Genomic DNA, 20,918 nt, shown 5'->3' on the forward strand with positions numbered 1-20,918 from the left:
CGGAATCCGGGTTAAGAGCGGTTTGCGGAGATTGTCATGAGTAAAGATCGGTCCTTGTCCCTGCGCAGTCGCCTGATTGCGCTCACCGTCGCCACCGTCATCGGTCTGTGCGTGCTCTTTGTCGTCGTGCTCATGAGTGAGCGCCAGCAGTTGATGACAGACCGCCAGGAGAAGGTACGCAATCTGGTCGAGGTCGCACATGCCACCGTCTCCCATTTCGAGAAGCTGGCGGCGAATGGCACGCTCGAACTGGCCGATGCGCAGAGAGCGGCAAAGGAAGTGCTGCGCACGATGCGCTACGACAGGAACGAGTATTTCTGGATCAATGATCTGAACGACCTCATGGTCATGCATCCGATTCGGGGCGATCTCGAAGGCAAGAAACTGGACCAGTTGAAGGACGCGAATGGGAAACTCCTGTTCGTCGAGTTCAACAGCGTCGTGAAGACGAAGGGCGCCGGCTTCGTCGATTACGTATGGGCCAAACCCGGGTCCGATGCGCCGGTGCCCAAGGTGTCCTATGTGAAGGGTAGCGACGCATGGAAATGGGTCATCGGCACCGGCATCTATGTCGATGACGTCGACACCATATTCAAGGCCAAGGCGCTGTGGCTGCTGGCGTGGGGGCTTGGCATTGGCGCCTTCATCGCGGTGTCGCTGACCCTGGTCGGACGCTGGATTCTGCGTACGCTCGGGGGGGAGCCAGAGTACGCGTCGCGGATTACCCGGGCCATCGCCGCAGGTGATCTGACGAGCGATGTGGATTGCGCCCCCGGAGACACCACCAGCGTGCTGGCGGGCATGAAGGTCATGCAGCAGACGCTGCGCCAGATGATCGGGGAGATCGTTAGAGGGGCCGAACAGCTTGCTTCTGCGTCGTCCCAGATGCTGACCGCGTCGGAAGAGGTGGCCATCCAGTCGAGCCATCAGAGCGAGGCTGCATCGTCGATGGCTGCGGCCGTCGAGGAGATGACGGTCAGTATCGACCAGGTGGCCGAGAACGCACATGAGGCGCACGCGATCACGGTTCATTCGGGCGAGCTGTCGGCCAAGGGTACGGGCGTCATTCAGAGCGCTGCGACCGAGATGCGCAACATTTCCGATGCGGTCAAATCCTCGTCGGCAATCATCCAGGACCTGGGCGAACAGTCGAACCAGATCACGTCCATCGTCAATACGATTCGCGAGATCGCCGACCAGACCAATCTGCTGGCGCTCAACGCGGCGATCGAGGCTGCACGTGCGGGCGAGCAGGGACGTGGTTTCGCGGTGGTGGCCGACGAGGTGCGCAAGCTGGCGGAGCGCACGAGTCTGTCGACGACCGAGATCGCCGGCATGGTGGACAAGATCCAGAATGGCACGCGCAACGCAGTGTCGAGCATGGAAGCCGGTGTCCGGCAGGCGGGCGCAGGCGTGGCGCTGGCGAGTCAGGCGGGCGCGTCGATCACCGAGATCCGGGACGGCGCGCAGCGCGTCATGGAAGTGGTGAACAGCATCTCCGATGCGATTCGCGAACAGGGCACGGTTTCCAGCGAGATCGCGCGCAATATCGAGCAGATCGCCCAGATGTCGGAAGAGGGCACGCGCGCGGTGCACAACACCGCAGAGGCTGCGCGCAACATGCAGAAACTCTCCAGCGGCCTGCATGCCTCTGTGAGCCGCTTCAAGATCGGCTGATTGCCCTGACAGCCCCGCTGGCGCATGCGCCAGCGATTCGCCGAGTGCGCTGGTGCGCTGCTGCGGGCCGGGTGCCCGCGCAGCTCACCAGGGTTTGAAGGCGAGCGGAAAACCACCGTGCGCAAAGAAGCGTGAGAGGTCGCGCAGCTCGTATTGCTGGCGCGGGCTTAGCTCGGCATGGATTGCACGTGCTGCGGCCACTGTGGCGGGTCTGAGGGGCTGCGAAGCGGTGCTGCGGATGGCAACCAGGAAGGGCACCAGGAAGGTTCGGTGAACACGTGTCGCAGCGCCGAATACCGCGGCTGCGGCACGCAGCTCGTCGAGGCTGAAGGCGGCTCGCAAGGAGTTGTAGTAATCCTCGGTAAACAGCTTGGGCTGCCTCGCCGCATTTTCGGTGGCAAAGAAGGCCTGCGAAGCCTGTCTCCGCAGACGGCCGAAATCCACCAAATAGATACCACCGCCGGGCTTCAGGACCCGCAGTGCCTCGCACAGGGTCTTCGACAGCGCCTCCAGACTGCCCAGATGGTGCAGCGACATGGTGGAGATCACCGCATCAACCGAGCCATCGTCGAAGCCGCGCAGGGCGGTCATGTCGCCGGCGCACAGCCGGGTATTGCTGATGGCGTTGCGTGCCAGTGTTTCGCGTCCCAGATCGAGCATCGCATCGGACGCATCGAGACCGATGAAGCGGGCGTCGGGGTTGAGTCGGGCAATGAAGGCCAGCTGGTTTGCCGGGCCGCAACCAAGGTCGAGTACGGTGGCGCCGGGGGCGATGACCGCGCTGGCCTGGATTGCATGGTAGAGGTAGGTGTGGGCCAGGATGCCGTCTTCGCGCCCCGCCAGCATGAAGGCTTCGGCACTGGCCGGGTCGTCCATCACCAGCTCGGGTTCCGTAACGCGCGGCTGGCGCTGGCCTGAAAACAGGTCGAGCGCCAGATTAAGCAGCAGGGCAGGGCTAGGCATCGGCGGCAGCCGTGTGGTCGCTCAGGCTCAGCCAGTGACGGCTCACATCGAGCATGCGGTTGGCGAACCCCCATTCGTTGTCGAACCACACCAGCAGGTTGACCATGCGCGGACCACAGGAACGGGTCTGGCTGCCATCGACGATGGCCGAGTGTGCATCGTGATTGAAGTCGATCGAGGCGTGGGTCTCGTCCGACCAGGCGATCAGGCCGGCAAACGGACCTGCGGCAGCCTGCTGCAGCAAGGTGTTGATGTGCGCGGCTGACGCGTCGCGCTCGAGGGTGAGCACCATGTCGATGGCCGACACGTTGTGCGTCGGCACCCGGATCGCCTTGGCGTGCACGCGGCCGGTCAGCGCCGGAAGCAGCCGTTCCACTCCGCGCGCCAGACCGGTCGAGACCGGAATGATCGACTGCATTGCCGAGCGCGTGCGGCGAAGGTCGGTGTCGTGATAACCGTCGATCAGCGGCTGATCGTTCATCGCCGAATGCAGGGTGGTGAGCAGTACCTGCTCGATCCCGAGCTCGCGATGCAGCAGATCGAGCACCGGGACGACCGCGTTGGTGGTGCACGACGCATTCGAGACCAGACGTTCGGTGCCGGTGAGCGTTTCATCGTTGATGCCGTGCACGATCGTGGCGTCCACATCCGCGGCACTGTTGCCCGGGTGTGAGAGCAGCACGCGCCGGCAACCGGAATCGAGAAAGCGCTGCAGTGCGGCGCGGTCGCTGTACTGGCCCGAACACTCGACCACCAGATCGAGATCCAGGCCTGCCCAGTCCACGCCTTCCGGCGTGGTGGCGTGGGTGACCGCAATCATCTGATCGCCGATCAGCAGGGCGTCGTCATCGGCGACGACCCGGCCGGGAAAGCGGCCGTGGGTGGAATCGAAGCGGGTGAGGTAGGCGATGCTGGCCAGATCGGCCGGCTCGTTGATGGCAACGACCTTGAAGCGGTCGCTGATCGACGATTCGTGAAGGGCACGCAGAAAGCAACGGCCGATGCGACCGTAACCATTGATCGCGATGCGAAACGGGTTGGAGCGGGATGACGCCACGTTCGAGCCTGCCATGATGGGATGCGGGACAAGGGCAGGATTCTACAACCGATGCAGGGCCCACCCCAGTTTATGGCATCGGGAGGTCCGCTGATGAATTGCAGCGTCGTGGTGTTCGAGGGGCCTGGTCAGACGGCAAGCGCTGCAACCTGATCGACCGTTCTGGTCAGCATGGTATGCAGCTCAACCACCGTGCCCACCACGATCAGGCTGGGCGTCTGCAGCTTCGCGGCACGCACCTCGAAGGGGAGCGACATCAGGGTGCTGGTGACGATGCGCTGCTGCGGCGTTGTGGCGGCATGCACGACCGCGGCAGGCGTGGTGCGCCACAGACCGTGCGCTACCAGCTCACGACAGATGATGTCGAGCGCACCCAGGCCCATGTAGATGACGATGGTCTGATGGGGTCTGGCCAGCGCGTCCCAGTCGAGATCGACGCTGCCTTCCTTCAGGTGGCCGGTGGCAAACACCACGGTCTGTGCATGGTCACGGTGCGTCAGCGGAATGCCGGTGCTTGCCGCCATGCCTGCTGCAGCGGTGACACCGGGTACGACCTCACAGGCGATGCCGCTGGCGATCAGTGCCTGCATCTCCTCCCCGCCGCGTCCGAAAATGAAGGGGTCTCCGCCTTTGAGGCGAACGACCCTGAGCCCCTGAAGCGCGAGTTCCACCAGCAGCAGGTTGATCTCGTCCTGGGGCAGTGCATGCCTGCCGGCCTTCTTGCCCGCATAGATGCGCCGTGCATCGGGGCGCGCCAGATCCAGGATGCCTTCGCCCACGAGTTGGTCATAGACGATGACATCGGCTTCGGCGATGCGCCGGGCCGCCTTCATGGTGAGCAGTTCGGGGTCGCCCGGGCCGGCGCCCACGAGGGCGACCGAGCCGGTTGCGGTGCCGGCGTGCCCGGGTTCGCGCGGTGCCGCCGGGCTTGCGAAGGAGCCAGCAGATCCCCGGTTGAGGTGGATGAGCGAGGAGGACGCAGGGCGAAGCAGGGTGCTTTGGGTCATGGTCTTTATTCTCAGTCAATATCTGCTAGTTTTAGGATGACTGGACTTTATCCCTAAGTGCAGCATGGAAAATTAATTCACATCAAGGATCGCAAGTCGGCACCAGTTCGATACTGATCGCATGATTTTTTCGTCTGTTCATGCGTTACGAAGGAGAGGGAAAATGCAGCATATGCGTTGGATTCGTCATGCCGCCGTGCTGGCTGCGCTGCCGCTGGCACTGACTGCGGCCTGGGCCGAGGAGACTCACAAGGACGTCTCGCCTGCCGAGATGAAGTACCAGGCGGGTGGTTCGCCGCTTGAGGCGGTCGAGATGTATCAGGACATCAATCCCAAGGCACCGTCGATGTCCAAGACCGAGTTCGACAAGGCCCGGCAGATCTATTTCCAGCGCTGTGCAGGCTGTCACGGCGTGCTGCGCAAGGGCGCAACCGGCAAGCCGCTGACGCCCGACAAGACCCTGGCCTCGGGCACCGAGTACCTCAAGGTGTTCATCAAGTACGGTTCGCCGGCCGGGATGCCGAACTGGGGTACGTCGGGTGAGCTGACCGATGACGAAGTCGATCTGATGGCGCGCTATGTTCAGCAAACCCCGCCGCAACCGCCGGAGTTCGGCATGGCCGACATGAAGGCGACGTGGAAGGTGATCGTGCCGCCGGAGAAGCGTCCGACGAAGAAGATGAACAGCTACAACCTCGACAACATCTTCTCCACCACTCTGCGTGACAGTGGCGAAGTGGCCCTGATCGACGGCGACAGCAAGAAGATCATCAACATCCTCAAGACCGGCTATGCCGTCCACATTTCGCGCACCTCGGCGTCCGGTCGTTACCTGTACGTGATCGGTCGCGATGCGAAGATCAACCTCATCGACCTGTGGCTGGAGAAACCGGACACCGTCGCCGAGATCCGCACCGGTCTCGAGGCCCGCTCGGTCGAAACCTCCAAGTACAAGGGTTTCGAGGACAAGTACGCGATTGCAGGCTCCTACTGGCCGCCGCAGTTCGTCATCATGGAAGGCGACACGCTCGAACCGCTCAAGATCGTCGGTACGCGCGGCATGACGGTGGACACGCAGGAATACCACCCCGAGCCGCGGGTTGCCTCGATCGTGGCCTCGCACTACCGGCCCGAGTTCGTGGTGAACGTGAAGGAAACCGGCAAGATCCTGATGGTGGATTACTCCAACATCAACGCGCTGAAAACCACCGAGATCGAAGCCGCACGCTTCCTGCACGATGGCGGCTGGGACAGCTCCAAGCGCTACTTCATGGTTGCCGCCAACCAGTCAAACAAGGTTGCGGCGGTGGATTCGAAGGACGGCAAGCTTGCCGGTCTGATCGATGTCGGCAAGATCCCGCACCCGGGTCGTGGCGCCAACTTCATCCATCCCAAGTATGGTCCGGTATGGGCGACCGGCCACCTCGGCGACGAAACCATTGCGCTGATCGGTACCGATCCCGAGAAGCACAAGCAGTATGCGTGGAAGATGGTCGAGTCGCTGAACGGGCAGGGCGGAGGATCGCTCTTCCTCAAGACTCACCCGAAGTCGACGAACCTGTGGGTGGACACCGCACTGAACCCCGATCCGGCGGTAAGCCAGTCGATCGCCGTGTATGACATCAACAAGCTCGACAAGGGCTTCGAGGTGTTGCCGATCGCGAAGTGGGCTGAGCTGGGTGAAGGCGCCAAGCGCGTGCTGCAGCCCGAGTACAACGTCAAGGGTGACGAGGTCTGGTTCTCGGTGTGGTCAGCCAAGAACCAGGAGTCGGCAATCGTCGTGGTCGATGACAAGACGCGCACGCTCAAGGCGGTGATCAAGGATCCGCGTCTGATCACGCCGACCGGCAAGTTCAACCTGTATAACACCCAGCACGACGTGTATTGATGCAGTGAAGGCGCGACGCCGGTCGCGCTGCTCCGACGGCCAGGACTCTCGTCAGCGATTGTCCTGGCTTTTTCGTCTCTGCGGCCCGAAGTCGGGGCCGGCCCCGGCTGCCGAAGGGCACGGTTGATTCGGGTCAAGGCATGCATGGGGCTCAGGCGTCATGCTTATCCCAGATGAAGCGCATACGGATAGCATGATGAAGCCGCCAGCACTGTTGATGCATGTTCTCGTTCTTGTCGGGCTCACCCTGATGTCCGTGTTCGCTTCGGCCACGCCGCCGCTTGCGGCCGAACGCGAACGCGTGCTGGTGCACATGGTTCGCCAGGACTGCGGCTCCTGTCATGGGCTGACGCTTGGCGGTGGGCTCGGGCCCGCGCTGACCCCCGCTGCACTTGCGGACAAACCGGTCGACGGACTGGTGGCAACCGTCATGTACGGGCGTCCCGGCACGCCGATGCCGCCGTTTCGCGGCATTCTCTCCGAACTCGAAGCGCGCTGGATCATTGATCAGCTGATGCGCGGCTTTCCGGCCGATCGTGGACTGGCGTTGCAGCGCGCAGAACGCTAGAAAGAAGCAGGAGTCGCTACATGTCGAAGGAAAACGTTCGCCTTTCCCCGCCGCTGCTATGGGGCATTCTGTTGCCGGTGATGGTGCTCCTGCTGTCGGCCTGCACCACGGCCGCGCCCGTACTGCGCGGTACCGGCGATCTTGGCGTGCTGATCGAGCGTGCCGACGGGCGGGTGAAAATTGTCGATACCAGCGCGCGCGCCGTGCTCGCTCAGGTCGAAGGGCTGGGTGACCTGTCGCACGCCTCGGTGGTGTTCTCGCGTGACGCGCGCTATGCCTTCGTGTTCGGGCGCGATGGCGGCCTGAGCAAGGTCGACCTGCTGACCGGGCGCATCGTCCGGCGGATCATGCAGGCGGGCAACGCGATTGGCGGCGCGATTTCACAGGATGGCCGCATCGTCGTTGCGCAGAACTACACCCCCGGCGGCATCAAGGCCTTCGATGCCGAAACCCTCGAACTGGTCGCAGACGTGCCAGCGAGCTACGGCAGCGACGGTCAGCGCTCCAAGGTGGTTGGTCTGGCAGATCTCCCGGGCAACCGTTTCGTGTATTCCCTGTTCGATGCGGACGAGATCCGCGTGACCGATCTCTCCGATCCGGCACACCCGACAACGCAGCGCTTCCCCGCCGGTCGTCAGCCCTACGATGCGCTGGTGACACCCGACGGGCGCTACTACATCGCCGGCCTGTTCGGTGAGGACGGGCTGGCCATGCTCGACCTGTGGCAACCGCAGCAGGGTGTGCGCAAGATTCTCGCCGGCTACGGCAAGGGCGACGCACCATTGCCGGTGTACAAGATGCCGCACCTTCGCGGCTGGGCGATTGCAGCCGGGCGTGCCTACCTGCCCGCCATCGGCCGTCATGAAGTGCTGGTGGTGGACACCACCACCTGGCAGGAAGTGGGGCGGATTGCGGTGAAGAGCCAGCCGGTGTTCGTGATGGCGCGGCCGGACGGGCGTGAGGTGTGGGTCAACTTCGCCTTTCCCGAGAACGGCTGGGTACAGGTCATCGACACCCTGAGCCAGGATGTGGTCGATACGCTGCAGCCGGGACGCGCCATTCTGCACATGGAGTTCGCGCCCCGCGGCGAGGTCGTATGGCTGTCGTCGCGGGACGACAACCGGGTGTTCATCTACGACACGGCCAGCCACAAGCCGCTTCACAGCTTTTCGGCAGCCAGTCCGAGCGGCATCTTCTTTACCAGCCGCGCAGCGCGTACCGGGTTCTGAGCCATGGCACGCATCCATCCCTTGCTGCTCGACATCGACAGTGCCGAGTTTCGTCTTCTCAACGACTGGCAGCGCGGCTTTCCGCTCGTGCCGCGTCCCTTTGCCGTGATCGGCGACCGCGTCGGTCTGAGCGAGCAGGCGGTCATCGAACGCTATCTCGACTGGGTGACGTCCGGTGTGGTGAGCCGGGTGGGCGCGGTGTTCGCACCGCGTCGCCTGGGTGCGGGCGCGCTGGTGGCGCTGGCGGTGCCACCGGAACGCCTGGACGACGTCGCTGCACGCGTAAGCGCCGAGCCTGGCGTCAATCACAACTATGAGCGCGAGCACGCCTTCAATCTGTGGTTCGTCGCGTCCGCTGCCGACGATAAGACCTTGCGGCGCATGGTCTGTTCCATCGAGGCCGATACCGGCTGCCATGCCCTCATCCTGCCGCTGGAAGAAGAATTCCATATCGATCTCGGTTTCGATCTTTCCGGACGCAGTGCGGCAGACCGGGCCGAGTGCGAGTCCCGTGTGTCGGGCAGCACTGCGACGGCATGTGCCCTGCCGGAGATGGAACGCAGTCTGTTCGCCGCCCTGCAGCGCGGCTTGCCCATCATGCCCGCGCCGTGGGCTGGCGTCGGTCAGCGGGTCGGTCTGAACGAGAACATGGTGATCGAGATCGTGTCGCGTGCGCTCGAGGACGGGCTGATCCGGCGCTTCGGCGTGGTGGTTCGTCACCATGAACTCGGCATCAAGGCCAATGCCATGTGTGTGTGGGATGTGCCGGACGAACTGGCCAGCACGCTGGGCAGGCAGCTTGCACGGCACCCCGGCGTGACGCTGTGCTATCGGCGCGCACGGTCCCTTCCGCACTGGCCTTACAACCTGTTCTGCATGATCCACGGCAGCGTCCGCGAAACCGTGCTTGCGCAGCGGGACGAGATCGCCTGCGCGCTCGGGCTCGATCACTTTCCGCATGCGGTGCTGTTCAGCGGACGGCGTTTCAAGCAGAGCGGCGCGCACTACCTGCCGCTGGGGCCGGAGAGCGGTCATGGCTGAACACACGGCACGAGGCGCACGCGGTATCGCTGCCAGTCGTGAGCCTGACGCCGTCGACCGCCGCCTGATCAACGCACTGCAGGGCGAGTTTCCCCTTGTGGAACAACCCTATGCAGCCATCGGGGCGATGCTTGGCCTGAGCGAGGACGAAGTGATCGCGCGTCTGAGCAGTCTGCTCGACGACCGCGTGCTGACCCGCTTCGGGCCGATGTTCCAGATCGAGCGCATGGGCGGTGCCTTCTGCCTGGCGGCGATGGCGGTGCCCGAGGCCGACTGGGAGCGGGTGGTGGACGCCGTCAATTCCCTGCCGGCCGTGGCGCACAACTATTGCCGCACGCATGCCTTCAACATGTGGTTCGTGCTCGCAACCGCAAGCCCCGAGGGCATCGCGGATGCGGCGGCGCGCATCGAGACTCTTACCGGCTTGCCGGTACATCTGTTTCCCAAGGAAAGGGAGTACTTCGTCGAAATGAGGCTGGAGGCCTGATGACGAACGAATCGGTGAGCGGTGTCGATGCGGGAGGCGACGAACTGGATCGTCGCCTGGTACTCGCCACCCAGCAGGGCTTGCCGCTGGTGCCGCGTCCCTATGCCGAGCTCGCCAGCCAGCTTGGCTGCACCGAAGCCGTGGTGCGCGAACGTCTCGCGGCGATGCTGTCCAGCGGTGCGATCAGGCGTATCGGCGCAGTGCCCAATCACTACGCCATCGGCTATACCGCAAACGGCATGACCGTATGGGATATCGACGACGCGCTGGTGGATGAAGTCGGCGAGCTGGTGGGGGCGCTCGGTTTCATCACCCATTGCTACCGCCGGCCGCGCCAGTTGCCCGACTGGCCGTACAACCTGTTTGCGATGGTGCACGCAGGCAGCCGCGAGGCCGCACTCGAGCGTGTCGACGAAGTCGCGGCGCTGATCCAGACCCGCTTTCCCCGCGCGTGTCGCGCGCACGATGTCCTTTTTTCCACGGCGATTCTCAAGAAGACCGGCATCAGGCTGAGCTAGTGGCCGGTGGGGAGGATGACGCGCGGCATGGCGGCCTTGGTCCGCCTGCACATCGCAGGCGCATCTCCCCTCGGACTTTCAATGCCCGGTGATTGAACTAGACTGACAGGACGCCGCTGTCGACCTCCGCTGTTGAGCGCGTTACGTCGAACATTGTCGATCAGCCCCTGAATCACATAACGGAGAGCCAGATGACACAGGATTCCGACCAGTACGTGATGTCCCTTCAGATTCCGGACATTGAAGCCGACGCAAGAATGCTCGGGCATCAGTCCAAACGTGCCGCCATTCTTGGCGCGCCCCTGAGCGCTGAAACAGACAAACCCACTGCAGCCCTCATCAAGGGGCAGGTGACTGCGTTCTCGGGGAACCTCTCCGGGCAGGACAAGCAGGACATCGAATACACCACGCTGGCGGCACAACTCAATTCCGACATCGTGGTGCCCGACAACCAGTCGTTCGAAAGCATGCAGGCATGGTTCGCGAACTATTCCAAGGTGATGTCCAACCTGGGCTGGGTGATGTCGTTCAGCTGGGAGAAGTACAAGGCGGCCTCGCAGGGGCTGTCGGTGGATGCCGTGATCATCGAGGTGCTGACGGCTGTGGCATCGCAGAACGGGGCGGCGATCGCGAAGGCTGCGATTGATGCCATCGGCAAGCTGCCGCGGGACGGGAACCGTATCAAGCTGTTCAACAACTCCACCATGAGCGACAAGGCCGGGAAGTTTCTCCTCGGCGTGGCGAGCAAGGAGAACGAGTCGCTGTCGCTGGCCTTCGGCGCGTTTGCGCTGGACTTCAAGACGCGTGACACCACAGTGCTGTGGTTCAACTGGAAGAGCTCTGATGTGTCCATTTACAAGGATCAGAAGGTGGCGACCTTCAATCAGGACTATTACGCCAAGGGCGCGCGCGACAAGCTGGAGCAGAAGATGCGCGACCATGTCGCGGCCTACGTCGAAGATCTCGATCTTGGTTTCTAGGATAGCGGGCGGGAAGGCGTGACGGCCACGGAGCGTTACCTTGAGTCTCAGAGGGCGTACCGCGTCTCCGATAACCTGATCTTCGCCTTTGGTCAGGATGTCGCCGATGCGGCCCGCGACGCGGTGACGCTGACGACCTGGGCGGCCGAGGCACATGCGGCCCATGTCGGCGTGTCCATCGAAGAGCAGCCCGATGACTGGCTGGATACCTGCGAGAAGACGCTTGCGAAACTGGGTTGGGTCATGGTGGAGCGTGCCTGGAACACCGCGTACGAAGTGCCGGACGAAACGCAGGAGGGGGCGGCAAAGCGCATCCTGAAGCAGGCGCTTGGCGAACATCCGATGACGCGCGGACTGATCGGAAAGCTGCAGGTTGCGGGTGAATGGCCACGCCGGCCACGCTGGGCCGGGCTTGTCGAGCAGGACGCGAATGGAGTGCCGCTGCTGACATCGATCTTGCTCGTTGCGCTCCCTGCGGAACTGGTCGAACTGCCAACAGCCGCCGTGCCTGAAGCCGCGCCCCGTCATGCGTTCCGGCTCGCCATCTGGGCAGCGAGGCTCAACATGGCGATCTTCGAGACCGCACGGCCGGTGCTGTTGCGCCGGTTTCTGGAACAGGAGGAAGCCGGGAACCGTCCCTGACCGACCCACACGCACCCGGCCCGGCGTGTGCGAACGACTGGAGTGAAGACCGTTGCGGACCGACTCCCCGGAACAGATTGCCTTCGTCGAGAACCTGCCCCTTCCCGCGCCCGGGCTGGTGCATGCAGGCCGCGCCTTCGCCGGACCGCTTCGCCCTGCGATGCGGGGGTTATCGACCGCGACAAGTGATGAGCAGCAAAGTGCTTATGTTGCAAAGGGCAGCCTTGTGTCCTTCGTTGCCGGAGTTGCTCATGCCGCACGGGCCGATGTGCTGGATGCACTGCTTTTTGCGCAATTGGGGGCAGACGCACGCTTCGATCGCGAGCGCGATTTCGATCGCTGGCACCGCTTCCATATGATCATCATGGATAACGTCGGATGGACGGTGGAGGCGCGCGACTGCGACCCGCCGGCGCTCGAGCGCTTTACCATCGGCGAGCTTGGGCTGGCGCTGTTTCATGCGAATGCGAGCGGTGTCGAGCGCAGCCTTGCGCGCAGCGCGCTTGATGCCGCGCAGCGTGGCATGCCGCCCGTATTTGACGAGAGCAGTCATTCGGCGGGTGCGGGGTGCTTTCATATCGGGACCTGTGTCCAGCTCGGCAAGCGGATCGAAACCACGCTGATGTGCATCAACTTCCATACCTCCTTGCGGGTCGCCCACCTGATGAACCAGGTGTTCGATCGGCGCACGATCAAGCTTGGCGCAAGCATTTACCGTTGCTCACTCGATCTGAGCGCGCATGCACCTGTTGCGCAGCGGATCCGGGCAAGTCTCGCAGACAACGTTGCCGTGTTCGTCCATGAGCTTGCGCTCTGAGGTGGCGTGGGGTGGTGTGCTCGTATCTGGCGCGTGGGTGGCGCTTGCGTTCCTGTTCTGCAGTGCAAGGTGGGATGGCGGCTGGAAGTCGATCGGCCCCGAGGGGGGGACGGTGCGGACCATCGCTTTCGATCGTCTTGATGCGCGGGTGATGTACGCGGGAACGCGGGAAGGCGGGGTATTCCGCTCGCTCGATGCGGCCAAGCGCTGGCAGCGGGCCAGTGCCGGGCTGGCGGGTGCGACCGTGGTGGACATCGCCGTGGGGCCGCTCACGCCTTCGCGACTTTTTGCGGCGACCGACGCAAAAGGTGTGTTCCGCAGCGCAGACCGCGGTCGGACCTGGCAGCCGTGCAATGCAGGTCTGGACACGCTCGCGCTGCGCGCCATCATCGTCGACCCTGCGAACCCTTCCGGGCTGATGGTTGCGAGCTTCGGGGGCGGCGTATACCGCTCGGACGATGCCTGTGAAAGCTGGCGAGCCGATTCCGAGGGGCTGAATGATGCGTTTGTGAATGCGCTGTCCACCGATACGCGGGTGCAGGGTACCGTCTATGCGGGCACGATGGGTGGCCTCTACCGCAAGCAGGCCGGCGCCGCGCACTGGGTGGAAATCGGCATGCCGGGTTGGTTTGTGCAGGACGTGCTTGTCGACGCCGGCAGCGATGCAATTCTTGTGGCGCTGCCGGGCGAAGGCGTCGTCGTGTCCCGTGATGACGGCCGTACCTGGACTGCTGCAAACGAGGGGCTCGACGATTCCATGGTGACCGGGCTGGCGCGAGCGCCCAGCGGGACTTTCTACGCGCAAGCGCAATCGGGCGAGGTGTTCAGCTCAGGCGACGGCGCACACACCTGGCACGCCGTGGCGGCATGGACGCGTGGCTCGGAGGTCGAAACGCTCGCCATCGACGAGCGCTTGCCAGCACATGTCTTTGCGGGGACGCGGTTTGCCGGTGTGCGGATGTCGTCGGATGGCGGCGACGGGTGGCGCAGCGCCAATCGCGGGCTGCACAATCTGCAGGTCGAAACACTGCTCATCGATCAGGGGCTCAAGGCCGGCGAGCCCGCCGTCATACACGTCGGCAGCCGGTATTCTGGCGCCTTCAGATCTCTGGATGGGGGGCGCTCGTGGGAGGCGGGGCAGGGGATTGCCGACCCCTGGGTGTCTGCAATCGTCGCCGATCCGGTGGACCATTTCAGGGTTCATGCAGTGAGCGGTGGAGGGCGTGTTTTCATGTCCCGCGACCGAGGCAGAAACTGGCATGTCGTGGGTCAGGGCGTGGGGTCCGGCCTGTTTTCGCTGGCAGTTCATCCCCGGCACGAGGGCGTCATGCTTGCAGGTGGTGCCAGCGGTGAGTTGTTCGGCACACAGGATGGCGGTGAGCACTGGCGCGTCGTGGGCGAGATCGGCGGCGCGATCATCAGACACATCGTGTTCGATCCTCAGCACCTCGATACCGTCTATGTCGGCACCAGCAAAGGCATCTTCAAGCGCGCTGCGGGTGGGGCGGTCTGGTTGGCGGTCAATATGGGCTTGCGGCAGCTCGATATACAGGCGCTGGCAATCGATCCGCTCAGTCCTGCGGTCATCTACGCGGCAAGCAACGGCGGCGGTGTTCATCGGTCTTCGGACGGGGGGGGGCACTGGCTGCCGCTCAATGAGGGCCTCATCGATCCCTTCATCCAGACCATCGCATTCGACCCGCAGGCCCCGGCGACGCTATATGCAGGCGGGCGGTCGGGACGCATCTTCCGCTCGGATGATGCCGGTCTGCACTGGCGGATCATCAACAGCGGTGCGGATCTACCCCCGATCACCGTGCTCGCGGTCGATCCGGTGGCGCCGCGAAGAGTCTATGCTGCGACCGCCGGCAACAGCGTGGTGGTCGAGACCCAGATCAGCGGGTGGGCAAGGCTTGCCGGACTGATCGCATTGATCGCCCTTGCAGCTTCGTTAGTGCGAAATGGCGGGAGCACGTCACCAGCGTCGCAAACCGACTGATGGAGATCAAGCGGCTTTCAGCCGAAAGCGCCGGTTTGGCCGCGCGCTTTCGCGCTGGACGGGATATGGCTCCGTTCAGCCTGCCGTTTCTCATCGCACTGCGCCGGCGCAGGGGAACCTGACTCCGGTCAATCAACTTCGGTCAATCAATGCCGATCGCAGGGCGCAGGCGCGACGGCCATCGCGAAATTGTTTATTCCGGTCCGCTTGACCTCGTACATGCTCGCGTCCGCCAGTTCGAACAGCGTGGCCCGGTCGGTACCATCACGTGGCGCACAGGCAATCCCGATACTGGCACCGACGCGCACTGCCGTCCCGTCGCTCAGGATGACGGGTTCGCACAACACGGACAGCAGATTGGCCGCGGTTGCGCTCAGCGTCGGCTCCAGGGGGCCGACATCGCGCAAGGCCACCACGAACTCGTCCCCGCCGAGCCGCCCGGCCAGATCGGTGGAGCGCCGGACCACTGCGTTCATGCGTTCGGCGCAGACCTTCAGCACTTGGTCGCCGGCTTCATGGCCGTGCTCATCATTGACTTGCTTGAAGCCGTCGAGATCGATGCGCAGCACGCTCAAAGCGGAGCCATCCGCGACGGCGACGGCGCCGGCAATCAGGCGATCGATCACGGCATGACTGCCGGCGCGGTTGTGCAGGCCGGTCAACGCGTCATGTTCAGCCTGGTACTGGACCGCACTTTCCGTTCTCTTGCGTTCGGTAATGTCATAAATGAGACCTTCAGTCGTGTTCTGCTCCTGTCCTTGAGTGCTTGCCTCGAGACTGTGATGAACCGAAAACAGGCAATGGACCCAGCGCCGCGCATTTACTCTCTGGATCAGCTCCAGATCGCCAGAGACAGTCTCGCCCGTGCGTGCAGCGGTTTGCATCATGGTGCGCACCCTTTCGGGCTGTGCGAGTATCCGGTCGATGAAGTCATCGCGGGGCAGGTCGCCCATCGCCGCCAGAGACATGCCGACGACTTTCGACACCGTGGGGTTGCTGTTGATCAGCCGGCCATGTTCATCGAGCACGAATATGCCGGCGCTGCTCGAATCGAAAATCCGTCGATACTGCGCTTCCATTGCTTCGATCCCTTCGCGCAAGGTTCGCTCGCGCTGCAAGGCACGCGTATTGGCGTCGAGCAAGGCGTTGGCGCCGCCAAGCAAGGAGCCGATCTCATCGCGGCGGTGGCGGGAAGGGGTGTCCAGACGCTCTGTGGAACCGGGCGTCATCGCCCGCATGTTCCGCGCCAGCTTGATGTTGGGTTGCGATATGAGTACCGCCACTGCGCCGCACAGCAGCAGTGCAAGCAGCACGGCCTGGCCGATCATCATGGCTGCCAGCAACAAGGCCTCTTGTCGGGCAATGCCATTGACCCGCGTCTGGTTGGCCCGAATTACAAACACGCCGACCGATTCACTCTCGTCGAAGGGCGAACTCAAAAGGCGTTCGGCATGCATGGGCTCGATGTCGTCAGACACTTCAGGGGGCGGGCCATCGGGCAGCCGGACCAAGGTCTCGCCGCGTGCCGAGCGAACCTCGACCGAGGCCACCAGAGGGTTGCGCATCAGCCCGTCGGCGACTTCACGCAACAAAATGGCGTCGCCGGCATAGGCTCCGATCGCAACCGTTTTCTCGACTGCCTGTGCCAGATCCGAAAGGGTGGAAATGCTGGTGCGGACCGCGCGCTGGTGTCCAAGGACGAAGGCCAGTGCGCCCGCAGCAACCGAAAGGACGACAGCGCCAAGCACGATTGTCAGCATGAGACGCGCCTGCAGCCCGCCGGTCCGGTTGATTGCGTCGTCCCCTTTCATCAGGACGGTCCCTTCAATATCAGTACCGTGCGTACGTCCTTGTGTGCGGGCTCCCGGGTCACCCAGCCCAATGCGCTGGGATTGCGTTTTACGATGTCAATCACGGCTTCTTCGTTGGGCAGGGGTTGCGGCGGCATGCTTTGCCCGGAGAACATCAGGCGCGACCAATAGCTGTTAACCTGCGCAGGCTCCAGCTGGTCAGGGCACGATAGAACGCGACACGTTTCGGATCGTCGCGCGGCAGATCGAAGACAAGTGCAAAGCCCCCGTTCGGAAACGCCCGGCTGCGCCCCATGAACAGGTCGACTGCCTCTTTCAGCGTCAATGCATGTACTGGATTGCTGCTTTGCACAATCAGAAAGAAGTCGGCTCGTGAATGCCCGGCCTGCAAGATCGTGGCAGCGAACAGTAGAGAGAGGACAAGTCTGCACATGGGCGACTTCAGAAGATGAAGTCCAGTGCTACGCTCATCACGTTGGCGTGGCCGGAATCCAGCGTTGCGTTTGACCATAACCTGCCGCCGTTTGCATCGATCCGGACGTGATCCCACTGCACCTTGAGCGACATTTGCGGGTCCGGATCCCAGCGCAGCCCCAGTGACAGGGGTTGCTGGTTTGCTCCCGAGGCATTGCGGGCATAGGCCGCAGACGACGCCAGAATCTGGGCCTGCTGTGCAGCCGCAGGGCCGAGGCCCAGTCGGGCGTTGCCTCCGGCAAGTCGGGGGTACGGATACGACTGACCCCACCCGATAGCGTGACCGACCCGAATCGGCGTCCGACACCGGCATAACCTGCGACAAACCGTGACGTCGGATGACCGGAAACCTTGGTGAGTTCCAGTGTCCACTGCCAGTCCAGCACCTCGTAGTTCAGGCCAAGGGACTGGTAGATCGTGTGATCGCCCTTGTTGTCGAGACTGGCGGCCAGCTCGCGCGCCTGGGCCGCGACCTCTGGTACAGGTACGGCTGCCATCGCATCCAGGCCATCAATCAGAGGCCGGAGTTCCGGCGCATTGCTGGAAAAACCGGTGCGGGCGAAGCCTAGCCGCACGGTCAAACCGTCCGACTCACGTGACACCGTGACACCGTGACACCGTGACACCGTGACACCGTGACACCGTGACACCGTGACACCGTGACACCGTGACACCGTGACACCGTGACACCGTGACACCGTGACACCGTGACACCGTGACACCAAACACCGGGTTTGCCCCGACGCGGCCGTCGACGGCGAGGTCACCGCTCACGGATCTTCCTGCGAACGCCTTGAGCCGCCAGCGGCTGTTGTCAAACCGCAGATCCCGGCTGACATCGATGCCGTCGAGCGATACCGGGAGCGACCCGTAGAATTCAACCGGAGGACACACGAAACGGTAGGCAAAACCGACATTGCGATAATCCGACAACAGGAATGAATCGATATTCACCCGTCCGATACGCACGAGCACATCGGGTTGCGGACGATAGGCTGCGAATGCCCACTCGATGTTGTCGCCAAGGGGCGCGCAGGAAGAGCGACGGGCCGCAACGATCTGACCTACAAGCTCGAACTGTGGCGTAGGCGAATAATTGATCTGTACGCCGAGACGCGAATCGATATCAGCCCGCGTGCCGCCATCGTTTTCAGGCTGTGATATATCGCGGCGAAAACCCCATCCGGACGGGGCGCTGGCATGGGTCAGGCCCACGGTTCCGAAGCCGCTGATGCGCAGGTTCGAGTCGGAATACTCCGCCGATTGAGCCATGGCGGCACCGACGCTCAGACTCAACGCGACGGCACACGCGGTACGCACCACTGCGGAGAGATCGGGGGTTGTTGTTATCCTGACATATACCGGGTGGCCATCAAAAAGTTGGGCAAAGCACCGTGACTCAGACAGGTCGCGGATCCTCAGCCGATCAGTCAGCTCGAACTGTCTCCAAGTAACAATGAAGCCTCGTTGCGAAAGGCATAAAGTTGAAGGAAAGGACGTTCAAGATTGCTTGTTGGAGTATCCATTGCGTTTCAGCCTTAGCCAATTCGGGAATCCGTAGCGGAGGATCCCGCAGAGCCATCTCGGACTGGCGCCGTGCTGACGTACGGTGCCACCCCCGCGAGGTCACGGTCCGGTCATCTGCGATCAGCGGAAGTCTGATCCACGGAGGACCCAGTATTCGATCGCGAGCCCGTAGGTAATATGGCTTTTGCATGAAATCGTCGAAGCAGGCGTTGGCGGGACGCTTCAGTTCCCAATACGGGCAATGGCGAGGTTTACCCCACACGCAGGAAGCGATCTAGGCTCATTTTTCTGCACAATCAATATTCAGTTCTGGGGAAGTCTGCCGTTTACGTAATCAAGGCCAAACGCAATCTGCAGTCGAATGGCTGGAAGCTGTCCTCACGCAGATCCGGCGCTGGTCTTCAAGGCGCAAAGTTACGGCACAGTAGTGCTGCGAAGCTGACAGGAACATAGAATGCTAAACAATTTTCAATCGTTGAAAGCTCGTCTTCTGCTGCTTGGACTGGTCAGCTTTCTCGGCGTGGTCGTGCTGGCAGGCGCAACGCTCTGGTATTCGCAGCGAAGCAAGGCACACCTCCTGGAGTTTGTCGATCAGTCTGTCGCGCTGAATCGCAGTGCCACCGTCACCTACGCGAACGGCTTGCAGATGGGGCAGGCGCTAAGGAACATCATTCTCGACCCGGCCAACAAGAAGGGGTATGACAACTACAGCAATGCGGGCGAAATCTTCAACACGGAGATCGTACGTTTGCTCGAACTCATGAGAAAGGAAACCACGGAAGCCAGCAAAGCGGATGAGCTTGAAGCGCGCATCGCGGAGTGGCGGCCCTTGCAGTTCGAGGTTCTTGAGTTGGCCAAGGGCGGTCAGGTCAGCGAGGCTATCGCCTTCCTTTCGCCCAGGGAGACGCCGGCGTGGCGCGCTGTTCGAGCGTTATTGCTGGACCAGGTAAAGCAAAGCGAGAAGCAGGCTGAGCTGAAACGGATTGAACTGGTTTCCGTCCTCAACGCGTCAATAACGAGCGCCATCGCAGTAAGCGGTCTTGTTCTGGTGTTAGTGGTCCTGTTCACGATCTTTGTAGGGCGCGGTGTTTTTCGTCAGGTTGGCGCGGAGCCTGAGTTCACCGCCACGGCTTTAAGTCGCATTGCCGGAGGTGACCTTACACATGAGATCGAGCTGGGCAGCGCAGACCCGAAAAGCATTCTGGCAGCAGCGCACGCAATGCAGACGCACTTGCGTGAGCTGATCAACAAGATTGTCCTCAGCTCGGAAGCGGTGCTGAAAACCAGCGATAGTCTTCGGAGCAATTCAACGAACATCTCGCTGAGAACAGAGGAACAGAGCTCGGCAACCTCGGCGATTGCGGCCGCCGTTGAGCAACTGACGGTCAGTATTGGGGTCATGTCAGAGCATGCGGCCCAGGCCGCTACGCTATCGCTGGATGCTGAAGAGAAAGTCCGCGAAGGCCTTAACGGGGTTACTGCGACCACTGGCACAATAAGCAGGGTGGCCAACAGCATGATCCAGTCGTCGGCCATGATGGACGAGCTGAGCTCGAAGGTTGACGGCATCAATGGCATTGCCAGGACGATTCGGGACATTGCTGATCAAACGAATCTTCTCGCACTCAACGCGGCTATTGAGGCCGCGCGCGCAGGTGAGCAGGGCCGGGGCTTTGCAGTTGTAGCAGATGAGGTCAGGAAGCTTGCTGAACGGACAACCGCCTCTACGCTCGAAATTTCGACGATGATCACTGGCGTACAGAACAGCACTAAAGTGGCGCAGGAGAATCTGTCACTCACTCAACGCCTGGCACTCGAGGGCGCCCAATACACTGAGGAGGTTCAATCGTCGGTGCTGGGTCTCAATCAAGCCACAAGCTCGGTTCGCGATGCTGTCGATTCAATCAAGCTTGCGTTGCAGGAACAAAGCGCAGCCAGCACCGATATTGCACAGCGTATTGAGCAGATTGCCCAGGATACCGAAGAGGTTCACCTGTCGACGGCGAATTCCAGTGAGCGTGCGCAGGAGCTGGTCGAACTGGCACACATGCTGCGAGAACAAGTCAGTCGGTTCAGGACAGCGTAGGGCTGCAGCGTTTCAATCGGACCGCATCACGCCGGCTCTTGAGCGGTTCCCGCATCCGTTCGACATCGGATCCGGCGCAGGCCGGACCTGTGCAGCACCCGCCGGCAATGCCTGCTGTCTTGGCGGCCGTATCCGGCAGCATCAACG

The 20,918-nt window shown here is 62.6% G+C and carries 20 protein-coding genes; 13 read left to right on the top strand and 7 right to left on the bottom strand.

Annotation, left to right across the window (positions count from 1 at the left end; translation table 11 throughout):
- Positions 1-36 precede the first annotated feature (36 nt).
- Positions 37-1,677 (top strand): methyl-accepting chemotaxis protein, encoded by a 1,641-nt coding sequence (locus AC22G6_RS14355; RefSeq protein ID WP_487367314.1) that lies wholly within the window; start codon positions 37-39, stop codon positions 1,675-1,677.
- Between the two features lie 84 nt (positions 1,678-1,761).
- On the opposite strand, the gene AC22G6_RS14360 is transcribed toward AC22G6_RS14355, so the two are convergent.
- From AC22G6_RS14360 to cobA, 3 genes are all read right to left on the bottom strand, one after another.
- Positions 1,762-2,640 (bottom strand): class I SAM-dependent methyltransferase, encoded by an 879-nt coding sequence (locus tag AC22G6_RS14360; protein ID WP_487367315.1) that lies wholly within the window; start codon positions 2,638-2,640, stop codon positions 1,762-1,764.
- Entirely contained in the window at positions 2,633-3,712 is a 1,080-nt protein-coding gene (locus AC22G6_RS14365) for a type I glyceraldehyde-3-phosphate dehydrogenase (protein WP_108948669.1), read from the bottom strand. Before AC22G6_RS14365 ends, AC22G6_RS14360 begins: the two co-directional genes overlap by 8 nt.
- Before the next feature lie 113 nt (positions 3,713-3,825).
- A complete protein-coding gene (gene cobA / locus AC22G6_RS14370) occupies positions 3,826-4,704 on the bottom strand; it encodes a uroporphyrinogen-III C-methyltransferase (protein WP_487367316.1) in 879 nt (292 codons plus the stop codon).
- A gap of 163 nt (positions 4,705-4,867) precedes the next feature.
- Here cobA and AC22G6_RS14375 point away from each other — a divergent pair, with 163 nt between their 5' ends.
- From AC22G6_RS14375 to AC22G6_RS14420, 10 genes are all read left to right on the top strand, one after another.
- A complete protein-coding gene (locus tag AC22G6_RS14375; protein ID WP_487367317.1) occupies positions 4,868-6,592 on the top strand; it encodes a cytochrome D1 domain-containing protein in 1,725 nt (574 codons plus the stop codon).
- 196 nt (positions 6,593-6,788) lie between these two features.
- Positions 6,789-7,160 (top strand): c-type cytochrome, encoded by a 372-nt coding sequence (locus tag AC22G6_RS14380; protein WP_487367318.1) that lies wholly within the window; start codon positions 6,789-6,791, stop codon positions 7,158-7,160.
- 20 nt (positions 7,161-7,180) lie between these two features.
- The gene (locus AC22G6_RS14385; protein WP_487367319.1) at positions 7,181-8,389 is read left to right on the top strand and encodes a cytochrome D1 domain-containing protein; all 1,209 of its coding nucleotides are present in this window, start codon (positions 7,181-7,183) and stop codon (positions 8,387-8,389) included.
- A gap of 3 nt (positions 8,390-8,392) precedes the next feature.
- A complete protein-coding gene (gene ahbB / locus AC22G6_RS14390) occupies positions 8,393-9,430 on the top strand; it encodes a siroheme decarboxylase subunit beta (RefSeq protein WP_487367320.1) in 1,038 nt (345 codons plus the stop codon).
- Entirely contained in the window at positions 9,423-9,917 is a 495-nt protein-coding gene (locus AC22G6_RS14395; protein ID WP_487367321.1) for an Lrp/AsnC family transcriptional regulator, read from the top strand. The genes ahbB (AC22G6_RS14390) and AC22G6_RS14395 overlap by 8 nt, the downstream gene beginning before the upstream one ends.
- Positions 9,917-10,435, top strand: a complete 519-nt coding sequence (gene ahbB, locus AC22G6_RS14400; RefSeq protein WP_487367322.1) for a siroheme decarboxylase subunit beta — start codon at positions 9,917-9,919, stop codon at positions 10,433-10,435. The genes AC22G6_RS14395 and ahbB (AC22G6_RS14400) overlap by 1 nt, the downstream gene beginning before the upstream one ends.
- A gap of 191 nt (positions 10,436-10,626) precedes the next feature.
- Entirely contained in the window at positions 10,627-11,415 is a 789-nt protein-coding gene (locus AC22G6_RS14405) for a hypothetical protein (protein WP_487367323.1), read from the top strand.
- An 18-nt stretch (positions 11,416-11,433) separates the two neighbouring features.
- The gene (locus AC22G6_RS14410; protein ID WP_487367324.1) at positions 11,434-12,057 is read left to right on the top strand and encodes a hypothetical protein; all 624 of its coding nucleotides are present in this window, start codon (positions 11,434-11,436) and stop codon (positions 12,055-12,057) included.
- A 52-nt stretch (positions 12,058-12,109) separates the two neighbouring features.
- Entirely contained in the window at positions 12,110-12,874 is a 765-nt protein-coding gene (locus tag AC22G6_RS14415; RefSeq protein WP_487367325.1) for a hypothetical protein, read from the top strand.
- Positions 12,858-14,873: a WD40/YVTN/BNR-like repeat-containing protein gene (locus AC22G6_RS14420; protein ID WP_487367326.1), complete on the top strand. Its 2,016-nt coding sequence runs from the start codon at positions 12,858-12,860 to the stop codon at positions 14,871-14,873. The genes AC22G6_RS14415 and AC22G6_RS14420 overlap by 17 nt, the downstream gene beginning before the upstream one ends.
- A gap of 146 nt (positions 14,874-15,019) precedes the next feature.
- Here the strand turns inward: AC22G6_RS14420 and AC22G6_RS14425 are convergent, their stop codons facing one another.
- The 3 genes from AC22G6_RS14425 to AC22G6_RS14435 all read right to left on the bottom strand — a co-directional run bounded on the left by AC22G6_RS14425 (position 15,020) and on the right by AC22G6_RS14435 (position 17,251).
- Positions 15,020-16,684 (bottom strand): diguanylate cyclase, encoded by a 1,665-nt coding sequence (locus AC22G6_RS14425; RefSeq protein WP_487367327.1) that lies wholly within the window; start codon positions 16,682-16,684, stop codon positions 15,020-15,022.
- A 154-nt stretch (positions 16,685-16,838) separates the two neighbouring features.
- Entirely contained in the window at positions 16,839-17,117 is a 279-nt protein-coding gene (locus AC22G6_RS14430) for a hypothetical protein (RefSeq protein ID WP_487367328.1), read from the bottom strand.
- Positions 17,118-17,125: 8 nt separating this feature from the next.
- A complete protein-coding gene (locus AC22G6_RS14435; RefSeq protein ID WP_487367329.1) occupies positions 17,126-17,251 on the bottom strand; it encodes a hypothetical protein in 126 nt (41 codons plus the stop codon).
- 245 nt (positions 17,252-17,496) lie between these two features.
- On the opposite strand from AC22G6_RS14435, the gene AC22G6_RS14440 reads away from it, so the two are divergent.
- Complete coding sequence (locus AC22G6_RS14440) at positions 17,497-17,727, top strand: hypothetical protein (protein ID WP_487367330.1); 231 nt, start codon at positions 17,497-17,499, stop codon at positions 17,725-17,727.
- A gap of 22 nt (positions 17,728-17,749) precedes the next feature.
- On the opposite strand, the gene AC22G6_RS14445 is transcribed toward AC22G6_RS14440, so the two are convergent.
- Positions 17,750-18,430: a hypothetical protein gene (locus tag AC22G6_RS14445; protein ID WP_487367331.1), complete on the bottom strand. Its 681-nt coding sequence runs from the start codon at positions 18,428-18,430 to the stop codon at positions 17,750-17,752.
- A gap of 709 nt (positions 18,431-19,139) precedes the next feature.
- Here AC22G6_RS14445 and AC22G6_RS14450 point away from each other — a divergent pair.
- On the top strand, positions 19,140-20,771 hold the full coding sequence (locus AC22G6_RS14450) for a methyl-accepting chemotaxis protein (protein ID WP_108948655.1): 1,632 nt from the start codon (positions 19,140-19,142) through the stop codon (positions 20,769-20,771).
- Positions 20,772-20,918 lie beyond the last annotated feature (147 nt).

This window comes from Parazoarcus sp. PS-13 R2A (genome assembly GCF_057621855.1).